Below are 16,246 nucleotides of genomic sequence, written 5' to 3' on the forward strand. Positions count from 1 at the left end.
GGGCGCGAGGAACTGCGCGACCAGCCCCCACCCGGCCGCAGCCAAACGGATCGGGACGGGCGGGCTTTTCAGGGGCGCGGGGAACTGCGCGGCCAGCCCCCACCGGGCCGCAGCCAGGCCCGCTACGCCAGTTCCGACACCTTGCCGGCTGCCACCTCGAAGCGGCGGGTGACTCGTACCGCGTCCAGCATTCTGCGGTCGTGGGTCACCAGGAGGAGCGTGCCCTCGTAGGAGTCGAGGGCCTGTTCCAGTTGTTCGATGGCCGGGAGGTCGAGGTGGTTGGTCGGTTCGTCCAGGACCAGGAGGTTCACGCCTCGGCCCTGGAGAAGCGCCAGCGCTGACCTTGTGCGCTCACCGGGGGACAGCGTCGCCGCCGGCCGTAGGACATGCTCCGCCTTCAGGCCGAACTTGGCCAGGAGGGTGCGGACCTCCGCCGGCTCCGTGTCCGGGACCGCCTCGCAGAACGCGTCCAGCAGGGCCTCCGGGCCGTGGAAGAGCTTGCGGGCCTGGTCCACCTCACCGACCACCACACCCGAGCCGAGCGTGGCGTGACCCGCGTCCAGCGGGACCCGGCCCAGCAGGGCGCCCAGGAACGTCGACTTGCCCGCGCCGTTCGCTCCCGTTACCGCGATCCGGTCCGCCCAGTCGATCTGGACGCTCACCGGGCCGAGCGTGAAGCCCGCGCGGCGCACCTCCGCGTCCCGCAGCGTCGCGACCACCGAGCCGGAGCGCGGCGCCGCCGCGATCTCCATGCGCAGTTCCCACTCCTTGCGCGGCTCCTCGACCACGTCCAGGCGTTCGATCATGCGCTGGGTCTGGCGGGCCTTCGCGGCCTGCTTCTCACTCGCCTCGCTGCGGAACTTGCGGCCGATCTTGTCGTTGTCGTTGTTCGCCTTGCGCCGGGCGTTCTTGACGCCCTTGTCCATCCAGCCGCGCTGCATCTGGGCCCGGTCCTGGAGGGCGGAGCGCTTGTCGGCGTACTCCTCGAAGTCGTCGCGAGCGTGCCTGCGGGCGACCTCGCGCTCCTCCAGATAGGCCTCGTAGCCGCCGCCGTACAGCCTGATCTGCTGCTGGACGAGGTCCAGTTCGAGGACCTTGGTGACCGTGCGGGTGAGGAACTCCCGGTCGTGGCTGACGACGAGCGTGCCGGCGCGCAGACCCTTGACGAAGCGTTCCAGGCGCTCCAGGCCGTCGAGGTCCAGGTCGTTCGTCGGCTCGTCGAGGAGGAAGACGTCGTAGCGGGAGAGGAGCAGTGAAGCCAGTCCCGCTCTTGCCGCCTGGCCGCCCGACAGGGATGTCATCGGCTGGTCCAGGTCCACCGTCAGGGCCAGGGAGTCCGCGACCTCCTCCGCCCGCTCGTCGAGGTCGGCGCCGCCGAGGTCCAGCCAGCGTTCCAGGCTCACCGAATACGCGTCGTCCGCTCCCGGGGCCCCCTCCACCAGCATCTGTGTCGCCTCGTCCATGACCCGCTGGGCCTCCGCCACACCCGTGCGGCGCGCGAGGAAATCGCGTACGGTCTCGCCCTCCCGGCGCTCCGGCTCCTGCGGGAGATGGCCGACGCTCGCGGTCGGCGGGGAGAGCCGCAGCTCGCCCTGCTCGGGCGGGAGCAGCCCGGCGAGCATCTTCAGCAGCGTGGACTTGCCCGCGCCGTTGGCTCCGACCAGCCCGATCACGTCTCCGGGCGCGACGACGAGGTCGAGCCCGGAGAAGAGGGAGCGGTCGCCGTGGCCGGCGGCGAGGTTCTTGGCGACGAGGGTGGCAGTCATCAGGAAGCCGATCCTAGCTGCCGCCCATGGGAGGCCGCGTCCGGGATTTCACCTCGCCATCGGCTCCACCAGCACGGTTCCCGACGTACGCGCCACGATGAACGCCTCCCCCTTCACCGCCTTCGCGTCCAGGGCGATGCGATGCCGGCCCGGTTCGAGGATGCCGTCGAAGACCTCCTGGGCCTGGGTGCGGTACAGGCGGTCCTGGCGGTACGCGGTGAGGTGGACTCGGCAGGTGGAGGTGACCTCTATGCCCGCCTCGCCGTCGGCCGCGACCAGGCGGGTGAGGCGACGCCGTTCCAACGGGCTGCGGTCCAGGGCGTGTTCGATCTGGGCGACGAGGAGCGGGACGATCGGGGCGAGCCCGTCGACGTACGCCACCTCGACGCCCGCGTGTTCGAAGGAGCGGCGTACGGCGGCCCGTTCCTCCTCGTCGATCGCGCGGCCGAAGGCGACGGCACCGTAGCCGCGCAGCTCGTCGGCGGGGACGTCCGTGGCGTCCCGGGTGATGTCCGCGCCGATGCCGATGGTGCGCAGGGCGGCGGCGAGCTTGGCGAGGACGGCGACCCGGGCACCGATCAGCAGGACACGGCGGCGGGCCGCGCCCGGCTCCACGGCCTCCGCCGCCTCCGCGGTGTCGAGGAGGGACCCGAGGGCCTCCCGGTACTCGGCGCCCGGGAAACGGAAGGGCCCGATGCCGTGGTAGCCGTTCTGCTCCAGGTCGGCGTGGGTGTCCGTCTGCCAGGCGAAGTCGCGCCACACATAGTCGCCGCCGTCCCTCTCGATGGCCGCGGTCACGGCACCGCACGCGAGGTCCGCGCACTCGGGACAGCCGTAGATGACGTACCGGCCGCCCTCCAGGGGAGCCTCGGCCTCCAGGAGCAGGCCGCGGACCTGGGCGGTGAAGATCGCGGGCGGGACGTCGGAGGCGAGCGGGGAGACCGCGTCGAGGTCGGAGAGCTGGTAGAGGAGGGGACGGCCGTCGACGATGAAGTCGAGGAAGTCCCGGTGGACTTGGTAGTCACCGTTGGCGAGGACTCCACCGGCACGCATCGCCGGTGCCAGGCCGAAGGTGGCGTACTCGGCAGACATGTTGTGAGTATCCCCAGACTGGGAGTGATCTGAGCACGGCATGACATATTCCGCTAACGTCCCCGCGTGGAGACGCGGCGGAGTGGTGAAGTGATCGTGGTCGGTGGCGGGGTCATCGGCCTGACGACGGCGGTGGTGCTGGCCGAGCAGGGCCGGCGGGTCCGGGTGTGGCAGAGGGAGCCCGCCGAGCGGACCACCTCGGCAGTTGCGGGTGCGCTGTGGTGGCCGTACCGGATCGAGCCGGAGGCGCTCACCGGGGAGTGGTCGCTCGCGTCGTTCTCCGTCTACGAGGCGCTGGCGGAGCGGCCCGGGGAGACGGGCGTACGCATGGTCGAGGGTGTACAGGCCGGGCAGCGGCTGGACGAGCTGGGTCCGTGGGCCGCGCGGGTACCGGGGCTGCGGGAGACGGGTGAGGGGCTTCGGGCCCTGCTGCCGTTGATCGACATGCCGGTGCATCTGGGGTGGCTGCGGGAACGGTTCCTCGCGGCGGGCGGGGTCGTGGAGGAACGGTCCGTCGAGAGTCTCGCCGAGGCGACCGGGGCCGACGGGGTGGACGCCGTCGTCAACTGCACGGGGCTCGGGGCGCGCGATCTTGTGCCCGATCCGGCGGTACGTCCTGTGCGGGGGCAGTTGGTCGTCGTGGAGAACCCGGGGATCACTACGTGGTTCACGGCGGCCGGGCACTCCGGCTCGAAGACCACGTACTTCTTCCCGCAGCCGGGTGGGCTGATCCTGGGCGGTACGGCGGAGGAGGACGAGTGGTCGCTGGTGCCTGATCCGGCGGTGGCCGAGGAGATCGTGCGGCGTTGTGCGGAGGTTCGGCCGGAGATCGCCGGTGCGAGGGTGCTGGGTCATCGGGTTGGGCTGCGGCCCGCCCGTGACGCGGTGCGGCTGGAACGTGAACTTCTTGCCGACGGGCGGGTGTTGGTGCACAACTATGGGCATGGTGGGGCCGGGGTTACGGTCGCTTGGGGGTGTGCGGGGGTGGCTGCGCAGCTTGTCGGGGGGTGAGCGGTTCTTTGACTGCGGGTCGGTGGGGGCTGGTCGCGCAGTTCCCCGCACCCCTGTCGGGGGGCGCTGTCGCGCCTCCCCGACTTCATCGGCCCCTCCCCTCCGCCGCGGATTACGCGGATTCCGCCCGCTCAGCAGTCCGTGTCCTCCTCCCCCTCCGTCAGGTGGTACGGGGCACGCTCGTCGAGGAGCAGGGGTACCAGGGCGCGCAGTGACTGGCGCAGGGGGACATAGGCGCCGGCCTCCCCGTCCGGGCGTGCCCGTACTCCGTGCAGCGCCAACTCGTCGGCCACCTCCTCGTACTGCTCGCCCGTGAGCCGGTAGCCGCATGCCGGGTTCTCGATGACCTCGGACGGTTCGGCCGGGTCGTTGTCCGCGCCGCCGAGGTAGACCGGGCCGGTGTCCCGGTAACCGGTCAGGCGGGCGGCGGCGGTGGCCGTGTCGACCTGTCGGCCCCGTTCTCCGGCGAAGCTGAACAGGCCCTTCAGGGCGGCCAGTTGGGAGTTCACCCGGCGTCGGTTGTTGTCGGGCTCGGGTGTTCCCTCCGTCAATGGCTCCACGCGGCTCTCGATCAGCAGTCCGACCGAATGCTTCACTCCGGACATGTTCCGCAGGATGCGTTCCTGCCCGTCCCCGGCCACCTGGCGGATCGGGTCACCGGTGACGGGGTCGGTCCAGATGCCGTATGTGCCGGTCGTGAACCCGGCGCTTCCGGCGGCCGGCCGAACATACGTCTGGGACAGGGTCTGTGCCTCGGTGTGGACGGCAGCGTCGGTGTTGAGGTTGCGCGGCCAGAGGTCGAACAGGTCCTTGTCGTAGTAGAGGGGCGTGGCGCCGTACTCGTGCAGGTCGTAGACGACATCCGGTTGGCGATCGCGCAGGACCGCCGCCATCGCTCTCGCCTCCGCCGTCTGGAGGGACAGGTGGTCGCGGTTGATGTCGACGCCGTCGCTGTTGCCCCGGGTGTCGGCGGCCCGGCCGTCGGGGTTGGCCGTGGGGACGACGAGCACCGTGGTGCGGGACAGGAACTCCTTCGTCCGCGCGTCCTTCGCGTACGCCAGGTCGCGGATCGTCGTCAGGCAGGCCTCGCGGCCGGACGGCTCGTCGCCGTGCTGGCTGCAGATGAGCAGCACGGTGCGGGTGGTCGGACGTCCGCCGATGCGTACGAGTTGGAGGGGGCGGTTCTGTTTGGTCGTGCCGATGCCGGTGAGCGTGACGCGGGCGCTCGCGCGGTCGACCGCGGTGAGGAAGTCCTGTTCCTCGGGCTGGCTGGTCCAGCGGGCGCCGTTCGTCTGCTCGAATCCGGTGCGTGGGGGCGCCGGTTGGGCATCGGCGGCATAGGCGGGGGCCGACAGTAACGGTGCGGCGAGGGCGGCGGCGATCACTGCGGCCAGACGCGGGTTCATATCGCTCCCGGGATGCGGTGGGCGGCGCGCGGGTCGCGTACGCCGTCGAGGAGGGACGGGCTCTGGGTGGCCGGGACGGTACCCGCCGTGGCCCGCGCGAACGCGCCCGCACCGCCGACGAGCGGGACCCTGGCCGTCGTACGGGACAGGTCGAGCGTGAGGGTCGGGGTGGTCGACGGCGGGTCGATGAGGTCCTTGTCGGTGCCCGCGACGATCAGGGCGAGGCGGTGGCCCGCCGGGATCACGTGGTCGGTGGCGTGCAGGTCAAGGGTGATCGTGTAGCGCTTGCCCGGGGTGAGCGGGACGCCCTTCGTGGCCGAGGCGTGGTTGCCCAGGTCGGCCCAGCCGCGGCTCAGGATCGTGTAGTCGACGGCGGTCGTCTTCGCTTGCGTCGAGCGGAAGCAGGAGCTGTCGCCGGTGGTGCTCGGGCCCCAGCAGGTGCGGTCGGTGCGGGTGGTGATGCCCTCGGCGGGGTCGGCGTAGTCCCGGATGGTGTCGGGGCCCAGGTCGACCAGGACGGCGGTCAGGTGGGCCGTGGTGGTGCTCGGGGTGGCGGTTACGGTCACCGTGGACGAACCCGATACGCGCAGGTCGGTGGCGAGTGGTGCGGTGGTGAAGCCCGCCTTGCCCGGTGTCGAACTGTCGATCTGCGCCGACCAGTCGGTCTCGCTCAGGGTCGGGGCGTCGGTGAACTTCTCCGTGCCGGACTGCTTGCGCAGGCCCAGGATGCCGACGCCGGGCTGGTCGCCGGTGCCGGGGCGCAGGCTCACGGTGCTGGTGGAGCGGGGCGGCCAGACGGCCGAGGTGACCCACTGGTCGGGGTGGCGCTCGATGTCGGCCATGGGCTCGTCGTCGATGCCGTTGTCGTAGCCGAGGAGTTCGTGGTCGAACCAGCGGTGCAGGGTGTCGACCCAGGCGGCGCGGCGGAAGTCGAAGGGGTCGACGTGGCCGGTCTGGGAGAGCCAGATCTTGCGCTCGACGCGGTTCTTCGCGAGGGCGTCCCACCACTGGCCGAAGTGCTTGGGGCGGACGTTGAGGTCCTGCTGGCCGTGGATGACGAAGACGCTGGCCTTGATCTTCCGGGCGTCCTTCACGTAGTCGCGCTCGGTCCAGAAGCGGGTCCGGTCGCCGGTACGCGGGGCTCCGTCGACGATCTTCTGCTGGACGGCGGCACACTTGGCGCGGGCGGCCGGGCTCTCGACATAGTTCGACAGCCATTCGGGGCCGGAGTCGTAGAGGGGGGCGCCCTGGGCGAAGTAGTAGTCGTACCAGGAGGAGATCGCGCTGATCGGGACGATCGTCTCCAGGCCCTCCACGCCCGTGGCGGCCACGCCGTTGGCGATCGTGCCGTCGTAGCTCTTGCCGATCATGCCCGTCTTGCCGTTGGTCCAGGTCGCCTTCGCCCGGTCGGTGCCCGTGCGGGTCGTGTAGGCCTTGGCGCGGCCGTTCAGCCAGTCGACGACGGCCTTCGCGGACTGGATGTCGGAGCGTCCGCCGACGTCGACGCAGCCGTCGGAGCGGTTGGTGCCGGCCAGGTCGACGCCGACGAAGGCGTAGCCGCGCGGGACGAAGTAGTTGTCGTAGAACAGCGGCATCTGGACAACGTTGCCGTTCGCGTCGTACGTCTTGCGCTGGCTCTCGTTGCCGCGTCCGCAGCAGGAGTAGTAGGGGCTGGCGTCCATGATCACGGGTATCTTGCGGCCCTGCGCGGCGAGTTCGCGCGGCCGGACGATGTCGACGGCCACGCGGTCGGACTTCCCGTCGCTGTCGCCGTCGAGGCCGGTGTCCACCCAGACGGCCTCGCGGATGGCGTTGTCGTACGAGTAGACGGGGCTGCTCTCCCGTGGGGCGCTCGGGGCGCTGTGGGCGACGGCCGGGGTGAGCAGGGCGGCCACGAGGGCGGCGGTGGCCGCCGTCGCGAGCGATCTCCAGGTCGTGAAGCGCGTGCGTTTCGGCATGTGCCGGACGGTACTGCGGTCAACTCCCGTGCAAAAGAGGGTCTCTTGGGCCCATGACGGCCGAATGGCGATCGTGTGACAGGGGCGGTTGTGGACACGCCTGGTCCCACAGGTGATGAATAGGCTGCGAACAGACTTCACGCCCCCCACGACTTGGAGCTTTCGTGCACCGCAGACTCATCCCGTCGGGCGCACTCGCGACGGCCTCCCTGATGCTGGCGATCCCGGCGTCCGCCGCGAGCTACTCCCCCGGCGCACCGGGCATCGGCGACCCCTACTATCCGGCGTACGGCAACGGCGGATACGACGTCTCGCACTACGACCTGCGGCTCAAGTACCAGCCCGCGACGGACGAGTTGGAGGGCACGGCGACCCTCCTCGCGAAGACGACCCAGGATCTGTCGCGCTTCAACCTCGACTTCCTGTTGGATGTGAGCGAGGTCCGCGTCAACGGCTCGCGCGCCGCCTTCGCCACCTCCGGCGAGCACGAGCTGGAGATCACACCGCGTACTCCGCTGGCCAAGGGCACGGCGGTCACCGTCGTCGTGCGGTACAGCGGAGTTCCCTCGTCGAAGCAGGCGTACGGCTTCACGAGCTGGCACCGCACGCCTGACGGCGGCGTCGGCGCCAACGAGCCCGAGGCCGCCTGGTGGTGGTTCCCCAGCAACGACCACCCGCTCGACAAGGCCACGTACGACGTCTCGGTGCTCGTCCCGGACGGCTCGCAGGCGATCTCCAACGGCACGCTCCAGTCGACGAGTTCACGCCTCGGCTGGACCCGCTGGAACTGGCGCTCCAACAAACCGCAGGCCACGTATCTCGCCACGCTCGCGGTCGGGAAGTTCGACGTCACGACCGGGACGACCGAGAGCGGCGTCCCGGTGGTCAACGCCTACAGCAAGGACCTCGGCGACAACTACGGGGCCGCGCGGGCGAGTATCGAGCGGACCGGGGAGGTCGCGGACTGGCTGGCCGAGTACTTCGGCCCGTACCCGTTCAACGCGCTCGGCGGATACGTTCCGAACACGAACACGGGGTACGCCCTGGAGACGCAGACCCGGCCCTTCTACAGCCCCCGCCAGTTCGCGAACGGGACGAACGTCTCCGTCGTCGTCCATGAGCTGGCCCACCAGTGGTACGGCGACGCGGTGTCCGTCGCCGGCTGGAAGGACATCTGGGTCAACGAGGGCTTCGCGCGGTACGCGCAGTGGCTGTGGTCCGAGCACGAGGGCGAGGGCACGGCACAGGAACTCGCCGACTACGTGTACGCCGTCCACCCGGCCGACGACCCGTTCTGGACCGTGAAGCCGGGCGACCCGGGCCCCGAGAACCAGTTCCACCTGGCCGTCTACGACCGGGGCGCACTGGCCCTCCAGGCGCTGCGCAACGAGATCGGCGACGCGGACTTCTTCGCGATCCTGAAGGGGTGGCCGACGAAGTTCGCGTACGGCAACGCGTCCGTCGCCGACTTCCAGGCGTACGCCGAACAGGTGTCCGGCGAGTCGTTGGGGGCGCTGTTCGACACCTGGCTGTTCCAGGCGTCGAAGCCGGCGGCTCCGGCGGCGGCGCGGGCCTCGGTATCGGCATCGGTGGCTCCCGTGATGCCGAAGTCCTGGAAGGAGATCGCGGCGACCAACTCCGTGCACCACGACGCACACTGAGACGCGGACCTCACAAGTACGCGGACCCGCCTGACACGTTGAGGGTCTGGCCGGTCAGGAAGCCGCTGCCCTCGTCGATCACGTACAGGAGGGTCGAGACGAGGTCGGACGGCAACTGCGTACGGGGTACGGCCTGTTGGGCGCGGACGTGCTCGAAGCCGCCGTCCGCGCCGACGGTCCGCTCGGCCGTCGCCGTGCGGACCATGCTGGGGGCGATCGCGTTGACCGTGATGCCGCAGGGACCGAGGGCCGAGGCGAGGGCGCGGGTGAAGCCGATCAGGCCCATCTTCGAGGTGACGTACGGGACCATCGTCGGCGGGGCGGTGAGGACGGCCGCCGAGGCGATGTTCACGATGCGCCCCCAGCCCGCCGCCCTGAGGTGCGGCAGCACCGCCTGGGTGACCAGGAAGGGTGCCTCCAGGTTCACGCGCATCACACGCCGCCACTCCTCCGGGGTGGTCTCCTCGAAGGGCGAGGAGGGGTAGACGCCCGCGTTGTTGACAAGGATGTGCAGGGTGCCGAAGCGGTCGATGACGCGATTAAGTGCCTGGCGTACCTGGGTCTCGTCGGTGACGTCGGCGGTCAGCTCCAGGTAGTCCAGCACCTTTCCGGCGGTCTCGGGCTGCGGTACCAGGTCCAGGCCCGCGACCCGGTAGCCGTGGCCCGCGAGCGCGACGGCGAACTCGTGGCCGAGGCCCTGTGCCGCGCCGGTCACCAGTGCGGTACGCGTCTCCATGGGGCGAGTGTGATGAGGCACCGGCCGCTCGGCAAGAGCGCATTTCACTCGCCGGAACGGCCCGGTTGCCGCCCGCGCCCAAGGGGCCCACGCTGCGGTGCACCCCCCAGCCGACGTTGCAGCCGCCCGTACGGGAGCCGTGCCCGATGACCGAGACCGAGCGTGCCGTGGACGACGCCGAGCGCGCCCGCGAACAGGACCGCGGGCGGCGGCGGTTCAGGGTGCCGCCGCGGCTCGCCGGGCTGCTGCCGCGCCGGGTCGTACGGGACGAACTGGGCGTCCTGCTCGTCCTGGGGCTGCTGATCGCGGGCATCGGCATCCCGTATCCCGACTTTCTCGCCAGTGACAACCTGCTCTCCACCGCGCACAACTCCGTGTACATCTCGCTGATGGCGTGCGGGATGGTGTTCGCGCTCGCCATGCGCGAGGTCGATCTGTCGGTGGGCGGCAGTTACGCGATGTGCCTGGTGGTGGGGGCGCTGCTGGTGCGGGAGGGCACGCCTCCGTGGCTCGCGGTGCCGGTGATGCTGGCCACCGGGATCCTGCTCGGGGTGTTCAACGCGCTGGTCACGACGCTGCTCGCGCTGCCGTCGTTCATTGTCACGCTGGGCACGCTGCTGCTGTTCCGGGGGGTCGGGCTGGCCCTCGCGGACGGCAAACAGATCACCGATCTGCCGCTGGACGACTCGTTCTTCACCCTCGCGGGCGGCGACGCGGGCGGAGTCCCGTTCGCGCTCTGGGTGCTGCTCGCGGTGGTCGTCGTCCTGTCGGTGGTGCTCGCCCGCACCCGCTTCGGGGCCCGGGTGCGGGCGATCGGCTCCAACCCGGATGCCGCCGCGTTCAGCGGAATCCCCGTCGTCCGCACCCGGATCCAGGCCCTCGCCCTGTCCGGTCTCACCACGGCCTGTGCCGCCGCCCTCGCCCTCGCCTTCTACGGCGCCGGTGACCCGACGCTCGGCCAGGGCTACGAGTTGCAGGCCATCGCCGCGTGCATCATCGGCGGCACCCCGCTGGCCGGCGGGCGCGGTTCGGTGATCGGCGCGGTGGCCGGGGCGATGATCCTGTCGGTCGTGGCCGCCGGGCTCGTGTTCTTCGAAGTCCCCATCAACTGGACGTCGTTCGCTACCGGCGGGGTCATCCTCGTCGCGGTGGCGGCCGACAGCGCGCTGCGGCGGACCGGACGCCGACGCAGGTAACTCCCTCCACCTCGCTGCCGATCCCCCACACCGACACACCAAGTGCCCCTGTGAGCCGCTCCCTTGGAGGCCCTGATGCACCGCCGACTCCGTACGCTGTCCGCCGCCCTCGGCGCGCTGGTGCTGATGGCCGCCGCCGGATGCGGCGACTCCGACAGCAGTTCCGCCGGTTCGGGCGGAAAGCTCAACATGGGCATCGCGGTCGCCAACATCTCGCTGAACTTCGCGCACGAGATGGTCCTCGGCGCGGAGAGCGCCGCCGATCACGCGGGGAACATCGACTTCAAGGCGGTCGGTCCGCCCAACACCGACGGCCCCGCCGAGGTGCAGCTCTTCCAGAACCTCACCGCCCGCGCCAAGGACGGCATCGTCCTGGAGAACCTGGACCCGCCGATCTTCACCCGCCCGGCCGCCCGCGCCGTCGACCAGGGCATCCCGATCGTCGCCCTGGACACCTCCCCCACCGACGGCAGCAAGGTCACCTTCTATGTGGGCAACGACAACTACGCGCTGGGCGAGTTGATGGCGACGGAGGCCCTGAAACGGCTCGGCGCCGACCCGAAGGGCGAGATCGTCATCGGCGTGCCCAACCCCGGAACGCCGGTGCTCGACAACCGGGCCAAGGGAATCGCCGACACGTTCAAGAAGGAGGCGCCGAACGTGAAGATCCTCGGCCCCTTCCAGACGTACAGCGATCCCGGGCAGAACTACAGTTCCTGGTCGGCGCAGGTCAACGCGCACCCGGACGCGCTCGCCTTCCTGGGGGTCGGGGACGCCGACAGCTACAACCTCGCCAAGATCAAGAAGGCGGAGGGCGGCAAGTGGCTGACCGCCGGGTTCGACGTCGACCCCAAGACGCTCGACGCGGTCAAGGACGGCTCGAACTTCGTCACCATCGACCCGCAGCACTTCCTCAAGGGCTATCTGTCGACGGCGATGATGATCGAGGCCGTGCGGGAGAACGACGGGAAGCTGCTCGACGGCTGGTTCCTGTCGCCGGGCGGTGTCGTCGACTCCTCCAACATCGACGAGATCATCACCCGCCAGAAGTCCGCGGACGCGGCGTACGACTGGTACAAGCCGACGATCGACAAGCTGCTCGGCGACCAGCAGGCCAACCTCAAGCCGCTGAAGGACGCACGCTGAAATGACGTACGGCGATGTCCTGGTGGCGCAGGGACTGGTCAAGTCGTACGGCGGAGTACGGGCGTTGGACGGGGCCGGGATCAGACTGCGGGGCGGCGAGGTGCACGCGCTGGTCGGTGAGAACGGGGCCGGCAAGTCCACGCTGGTACGCATCCTCTCGGGAACACTGACGGCGGACGAAGGGGCGGTACAACTGGCCGGCGACACGCAAATCGCCGTCGTGTCACAAGAGTTGAGCCTCTTCCCCGACCTCACCGTCCGGGAGAACCTCTTCCCGCACCGCCCGCCGCGCCGCTTCGGCCTGCTCGACCACGGCGCCATGGACCGGGCGGCCCGGCCGGTCCTCGCCGACCTGGGCCTCGATGTCGAGCCGGGCACCCTGCTCGGCGAACTCCCCCTAGCAGACCAGCAGTTGACGGAGATCGCCCGGGCCCTGCTGCGCCGCCCCGGACTCCTGGTGCTCGACGAGCCGACGTCGGCGCTCCCGGCCGCCGCCGTGGACCGCCTCGAACGCGTCCTGCGCACCCTCACGGGGCGGGGCATCGCGGTCCTGTACGTCACCCACTTCCTGGAGGAGGTGATGCGCTTCGCGCAGCGCGTGACGGTCCTGCGGGACGGCCGGGTCGCGCTGGCCGGGGTACCACGCGCCGAACTCGACGTACCCGAGCTGGTGACGGCGATGCTCGGCGGCCGGCCCGAGCCACCGGCCCGCCGGACGCGCAAGGCGGTCGACACCTCACCACCGCCGGTGGTGCTGTCCGGGGTGAGCGTGCCCGGGCGGCTCACGGATGTGACGTTCACCGTGCGGGCGGGCGAGGTCGTCGGGGTCGCGGGGCTCCAAGGGGCGGGCCATCTGGGCGCGTTGGAGGTGGTGTGCGGCCGTACGGCGGTCTCGGCGGGGCGGGTCGACATAGGGGGCCGGGGGCAGCCCCGCTCGCTGCGGGACGCGGTACGGGCCGGGGTCGCGTTCGTGCCGAGCGACCGGAAGCGGTACGGGCTGATGACCGGCCGCACGGTGTGGGAGAACGCGACGGCGGTGAGCTGGCTGGCGCTGGGCAAGGGCGGAGTCATGCCGTCCCGGGCCGAACTGGTGGGCAGGACAGCGGAACTGACGGAGCGTCTGCGGCTGCGCGGCGGTCCGCACGACGTCGTGGGCCGACTCTCCGGCGGCAACCAGCAGAAGGTCGTCTTCGCGAAGTGGCTCGCGACCGACCCGAGGATCGTGGTCCTGGACGATCCGACGCGGGGCGTCGACGTCGGTGTACGGGCCGAGATGCACCGTATCGTCGGCGAGTTGGCGGCGGGCGGCGCGGCCGTCCTGGTCGCCTCGACGGACCTCGCCGAACTGACGGAGGTGTGCGACCGGGTGCTGGTGTTCGTGCGGGGCCGCATCACGGCGGAGGTGCACGGGGAGCGGCTGACGGAGCACGAGTTGGCGGTGGCGATACAGCGGGGGGTGCCGAGGGCGGAGTGAGGGGGGAGTGCGGTGCGGGGGCGCGTGGCTGAGGCGCGGTGCGAGTGGGGGCGCGGTAGCGGTGCGTCGCTGAAGCACAGTGCGGGTGAGGGGCAGGCGGAGGGGCGCGGTAAGCGGTTCGTGGCGAGCGGCAGGCGGTGCTCGGTTCAGGCCGAGAGTCGCCTCGTCAGTGCCCGGGCCGCCGCGCACACATGGGCGCCGACCCGGTCCACGTCGAGGCGACGGGTGCCGCCGGTGACCGAGATGGCGGCGACGGGACGGGAGCCTCGGCCGTAGACCGGGGCCGCGACCGCCGAGATGCCGACCTCGGCCTCCTCCAGGTTGACGCCGTAGCCACGGGCCCGGGTCAGGGCCAGGTCGCGGGCGAGCTGGCCGGGCAGGGTGAGGGTGCGGGGCGTGAGGCGGGGCAGGGAGGCCCGGGGCAGCCGGGGGTCGTGGGCGAGGAAGATCTTGCCGGTGGCCGTGCAGTGGGCGGGGAGCCGGCCTCCGGTGCGGGAGACGATCGGGGTCGCGCGGCGGCCGGTGATCTTCTCCAGGAACAGGGTGTCGGTGCCGTCGGGCACGGCCAGGTGGACGTTCTCCTTCGTCGCGTCGTGCAGATCGCCGAGGAACGGCAGTGCCGTGTCCCGGAGTTCGCGTATGGACGGCGCCGACTGGCCGAGGACGAAGAGGGCAAGCCCGATGCGGTACGAGCCCTCGGGGGTGCGTTCGACGAGCCCCAGCCGGACCAGTTCGCCGATCAGCCGGTGCGCGGTCGGTTTGGGCAGCCCGGTGCGCAGGGCGAGTTCGGCGAGGCTCAGCGCGGTGTCGGCGTCACCGCAGACTCGCAGCAGCGTCACGCCCCGCGCGAGCACCGACTTCGGAACCGGTCCGTCCGTCATGGGGAGATGGTCAGGCCCGGGGGGCCGGGTGACAAGACGCGCGTGGCTATGAGTCCGGAACGTCTCCTTACTGCTGCCGCAGCGGTACGTCGAGCAGCAGCGGACGCGTCAACTCCCCTGCCCCGGCGACGATCTCCCGTACGTGCTCGGCGCCGGTCGCCCGTACCGCGTCGACGCCGAAGAAGCGCGCCGCCTGGGTGAAGTCGAGCGGCCCCAACTCCGTGCCAGGACAGACGCCTTGGCCGCCCATCGCCGCGTAGGTGTCCTGGAGGGTGCGGTAGACGCCGTTGTTCATGACGACGAAGAGCACGGGTGCCTGCGTACGGGCCGCGCTCCACAACCCCTGAAGCCCGAACAGGGCACATCCGTCCCCCAGTACGGCGACGACCGGCCGCCCGGGCTCGGCGAGCGAGCGTCCGACGGCGGCGCCGATGCCCCAGCCCAGCCCGCCGCCGACGGTATGCGTGTAACTTCCGGGCCGGTCGAGCCGCACGAGCCGACGCAGCAACAGCCCTGCCGTGATGGCCTCTTCGACCACCACGGCGTCCGGCGGCAGTCCCCGGGCCACGGCGTGCGCGGCGGCCCAGGGCGCGAGCGGCGCCGGTGAGTACGCGGCCAGAGCGGCGGCCTCGGCCCGGTCCCGCTCGGCGGTGTGCCGCTCACCGGCGCGCAGGATCCGGGCCTTCGCGGTGTGCGCGGGCACCTGGCTGCGCAGCAGCTCGGCGAGCTTGTCCAGGGAGGGCGCGAGCGCGCCCACCAGCCCGGCGGCGACCGGGAAGTTGCGGCCGATCTCGTCCGGGTCGGAGTCCAGCTGTAAGACGGTGATGCCGGGCGGGAGCGCGGGCCCGGGCGTGTAGTGGTGGGGCGTGAAGGCGTGGGCGCCGACGATCAGGACGGTGTCGTACGGGGAGAGCGCGGCGCGGATCGCGTCGTGGCGGGGCGGGAGCATGCCCGCGTGGAGGGGGTGGGTGGTCGGGAAGTCGAGCCAGTCGGCCATGGGCTGGTGATGGACGGTCGCACCACAGGCCTCGGCGGTCCTGACCAGGGCGTTCACCGCGTCCTCGCGGCCGACTCCGTCACCGGCGACGATCACGGGCCGGGCGGCGGCGCCGAGGATGATGGCGGCCCGGTCGAGGCCTGCGGCGGGCCCGGGCCGGGGTGGGACGCTGCGGACAGGGACCTCGACCTCGGTGTCCTCGGCGAACAGGTCCATGGGGACGGAGAGGAAGACGGGCCCGGCGGGGGGCCTTACGGCCAGGGCGAAGGCGCGGCGCAGGGCGAGGGGGAGGTCGTGGGCGTGCTGGATGTCGAAGGTGGCCTTCACGGCGGGGGCGGCGAGGGAGACGAGGTCGCCGGAGAGCATCGGGTCCTGCTGGAGGTGCCTGCGGTCCTGCTGGCCCGCCATCACGACGAGGGGGGTGCGGGAGCGGCGGGCGTTGAGCAGCCCGATCAGGCCGTTGGCGAGCCCGGCGGCGATGTGGAGGCTGACGAAGGCGGGGCGGCCGGTGGCGCGGGCGTATCCGTCGGCCATGGAGACCACGGCGCCTTCGTGGACGCCGAGGATGTAGGCGGGGGTGTGGCTCTCCTTGTCACCCTCGGTGCCGCCCTCGGTGTGCGCGAGGGCGGCGAGGAAGGGGAGTTCTGTGGTGCCGGGGTTGCCGAAGACGCGGTCCACGCCTTCGCCGCGCAGGATCTCCAGCAGGGCGAGGGCGGGACGGGATCCCATGGGGGCTCCTCGGGGGCGGGGAGATGAGGACCGGTTGCTGGTCAGCGTCCGGGTCGGGCGGACGAGGAGCAAGCGAGTCGTGTCGCTGAGCGATACGCTTCCTCGCCCCCGCCGCCCCTACCCGTCCCATCCCTGGGGGCTGCGCCCCCAGACCCCCCTTGTCGCGCTGAACGCGCTCGTCCTCAAACGCCGG

12 protein-coding genes are annotated in these 16,246 nt (G+C 71.4%); 5 read left to right on the forward strand and 7 right to left on the reverse strand.

The genetic code is table 11. From position 1 onward, the window contains the following. Positions 1-122: 122 nt before the first annotated feature. Positions 123-1,766, reverse strand: a complete 1,644-nt coding sequence (locus ACWCRB_RS35280; RefSeq protein ID WP_450999947.1) for an ABC-F family ATP-binding cassette domain-containing protein — start codon at positions 1,764-1,766, stop codon at positions 123-125. A 48-nt stretch (positions 1,767-1,814) separates the two neighbouring features. Next, positions 1,815-2,858, reverse strand: a complete 1,044-nt coding sequence (locus ACWCRB_RS35285; RefSeq protein ID WP_450999948.1) for an oxidoreductase — start codon at positions 2,856-2,858, stop codon at positions 1,815-1,817. Between the two features lie 90 nt (positions 2,859-2,948). Between ACWCRB_RS35285 and ACWCRB_RS35290 the strand changes: the two genes are divergently transcribed. Beyond that, positions 2,949-3,869, forward strand: a complete 921-nt coding sequence (locus tag ACWCRB_RS35290) for an FAD-dependent oxidoreductase (protein WP_450999958.1) — start codon at positions 2,949-2,951, stop codon at positions 3,867-3,869. A 131-nt stretch (positions 3,870-4,000) separates the two neighbouring features. Here ACWCRB_RS35290 and ACWCRB_RS35295 read toward each other — a convergent pair whose 3' ends face one another. Beyond that, on the reverse strand, positions 4,001-5,275 hold the full coding sequence (locus ACWCRB_RS35295; protein ID WP_450999949.1) for a M14 family metallopeptidase: 1,275 nt from the start codon (positions 5,273-5,275) through the stop codon (positions 4,001-4,003). Beyond that, complete coding sequence (locus ACWCRB_RS35300) at positions 5,272-7,233, reverse strand: Xaa-Pro dipeptidyl-peptidase (RefSeq protein ID WP_450999950.1); 1,962 nt, start codon at positions 7,231-7,233, stop codon at positions 5,272-5,274. The genes ACWCRB_RS35295 and ACWCRB_RS35300 overlap by 4 nt, the downstream gene beginning before the upstream one ends. A 164-nt stretch (positions 7,234-7,397) precedes the next feature. Here ACWCRB_RS35300 and ACWCRB_RS35305 point away from each other — a divergent pair, with 164 nt between their 5' ends. Continuing rightward, positions 7,398-8,894 carry a M1 family metallopeptidase gene (locus ACWCRB_RS35305; RefSeq protein WP_450999951.1) on the forward strand — a complete coding sequence of 499 codons (1,497 nt, stop codon included), beginning with the start codon at positions 7,398-7,400 and terminating at the stop codon, positions 8,892-8,894. A 10-nt stretch (positions 8,895-8,904) separates the two neighbouring features. On the opposite strand, the gene ACWCRB_RS35310 is transcribed toward ACWCRB_RS35305, so the two are convergent. Further along, a complete protein-coding gene (locus ACWCRB_RS35310; protein ID WP_450999952.1) occupies positions 8,905-9,630 on the reverse strand; it encodes an SDR family NAD(P)-dependent oxidoreductase in 726 nt (241 codons plus the stop codon). Positions 9,631-9,776: 146 nt separating this feature from the next. On the opposite strand from ACWCRB_RS35310, the gene ACWCRB_RS35315 reads away from it, so the two are divergent. From ACWCRB_RS35315 to ACWCRB_RS35325, 3 genes are all read left to right on the forward strand, one after another. Next, entirely contained in the window at positions 9,777-10,826 is a 1,050-nt protein-coding gene (locus ACWCRB_RS35315) for an ABC transporter permease (protein ID WP_450999953.1), read from the forward strand. 75 nt (positions 10,827-10,901) lie between these two features. After that, complete coding sequence (locus ACWCRB_RS35320) at positions 10,902-11,972, forward strand: sugar ABC transporter substrate-binding protein (protein WP_450999954.1); 1,071 nt, start codon at positions 10,902-10,904, stop codon at positions 11,970-11,972. Position 11,973: 1 nt separating this feature from the next. Next, complete coding sequence (locus tag ACWCRB_RS35325; protein WP_450999955.1) at positions 11,974-13,446, forward strand: sugar ABC transporter ATP-binding protein; 1,473 nt, start codon at positions 11,974-11,976, stop codon at positions 13,444-13,446. 146 nt (positions 13,447-13,592) lie between these two features. Here the strand turns inward: ACWCRB_RS35325 and ACWCRB_RS35330 are convergent, their stop codons facing one another. After that, positions 13,593-14,327 (reverse strand): IclR family transcriptional regulator, encoded by a 735-nt coding sequence (locus tag ACWCRB_RS35330; RefSeq protein ID WP_369031008.1) that lies wholly within the window; start codon positions 14,325-14,327, stop codon positions 13,593-13,595. Positions 14,328-14,394: 67 nt separating this feature from the next. Continuing rightward, positions 14,395-16,053 (reverse strand): thiamine pyrophosphate-binding protein, encoded by a 1,659-nt coding sequence (locus ACWCRB_RS35335; RefSeq protein ID WP_450999956.1) that lies wholly within the window; start codon positions 16,051-16,053, stop codon positions 14,395-14,397. Positions 16,054-16,246 lie beyond the last annotated feature (193 nt).

This window comes from Streptomyces sp. NPDC002156 (assembly GCF_053593675.1).

Excerpts from the sequence above, each read along its gene's own strand:
- ACWCRB_RS35310 (WP_450999952.1), bottom strand. The coding sequence starts at position 9,630 with ATGGAGACGCGTACCGCACTGGTGACCGGCGCGGCACAGGGCCTCGGC.
- ACWCRB_RS35295 (WP_450999949.1), bottom strand. The coding sequence starts at position 5,275 with ATGAACCCGCGTCTGGCCGCAGTGATCGCCGCCGCCCTCGCCGCACCG.
- ACWCRB_RS35335 (WP_450999956.1), bottom strand. The coding sequence starts at position 16,053 with ATGGGATCCCGTCCCGCCCTCGCCCTGCTGGAGATCCTGCGCGGCGAA.
- ACWCRB_RS35315 (WP_450999953.1), top strand. The coding sequence starts at position 9,777 with ATGACCGAGACCGAGCGTGCCGTGGACGACGCCGAGCGCGCCCGCGAA.
- ACWCRB_RS35285 (WP_450999948.1), bottom strand. The coding sequence starts at position 2,858 with ATGTCTGCCGAGTACGCCACCTTCGGCCTGGCACCGGCGATGCGTGCC.
- ACWCRB_RS35330 (WP_369031008.1), bottom strand. The coding sequence starts at position 14,327 with ATGACGGACGGACCGGTTCCGAAGTCGGTGCTCGCGCGGGGCGTGACG.
- ACWCRB_RS35300 (WP_450999950.1), bottom strand. The coding sequence starts at position 7,233 with ATGCCGAAACGCACGCGCTTCACGACCTGGAGATCGCTCGCGACGGCG.
- ACWCRB_RS35325 (WP_450999955.1), top strand. The coding sequence starts at position 11,974 with ATGACGTACGGCGATGTCCTGGTGGCGCAGGGACTGGTCAAGTCGTAC.
- ACWCRB_RS35320 (WP_450999954.1), top strand. The coding sequence starts at position 10,902 with ATGCACCGCCGACTCCGTACGCTGTCCGCCGCCCTCGGCGCGCTGGTG.
- ACWCRB_RS35280 (WP_450999947.1), bottom strand. The coding sequence starts at position 1,766 with ATGACTGCCACCCTCGTCGCCAAGAACCTCGCCGCCGGCCACGGCGAC.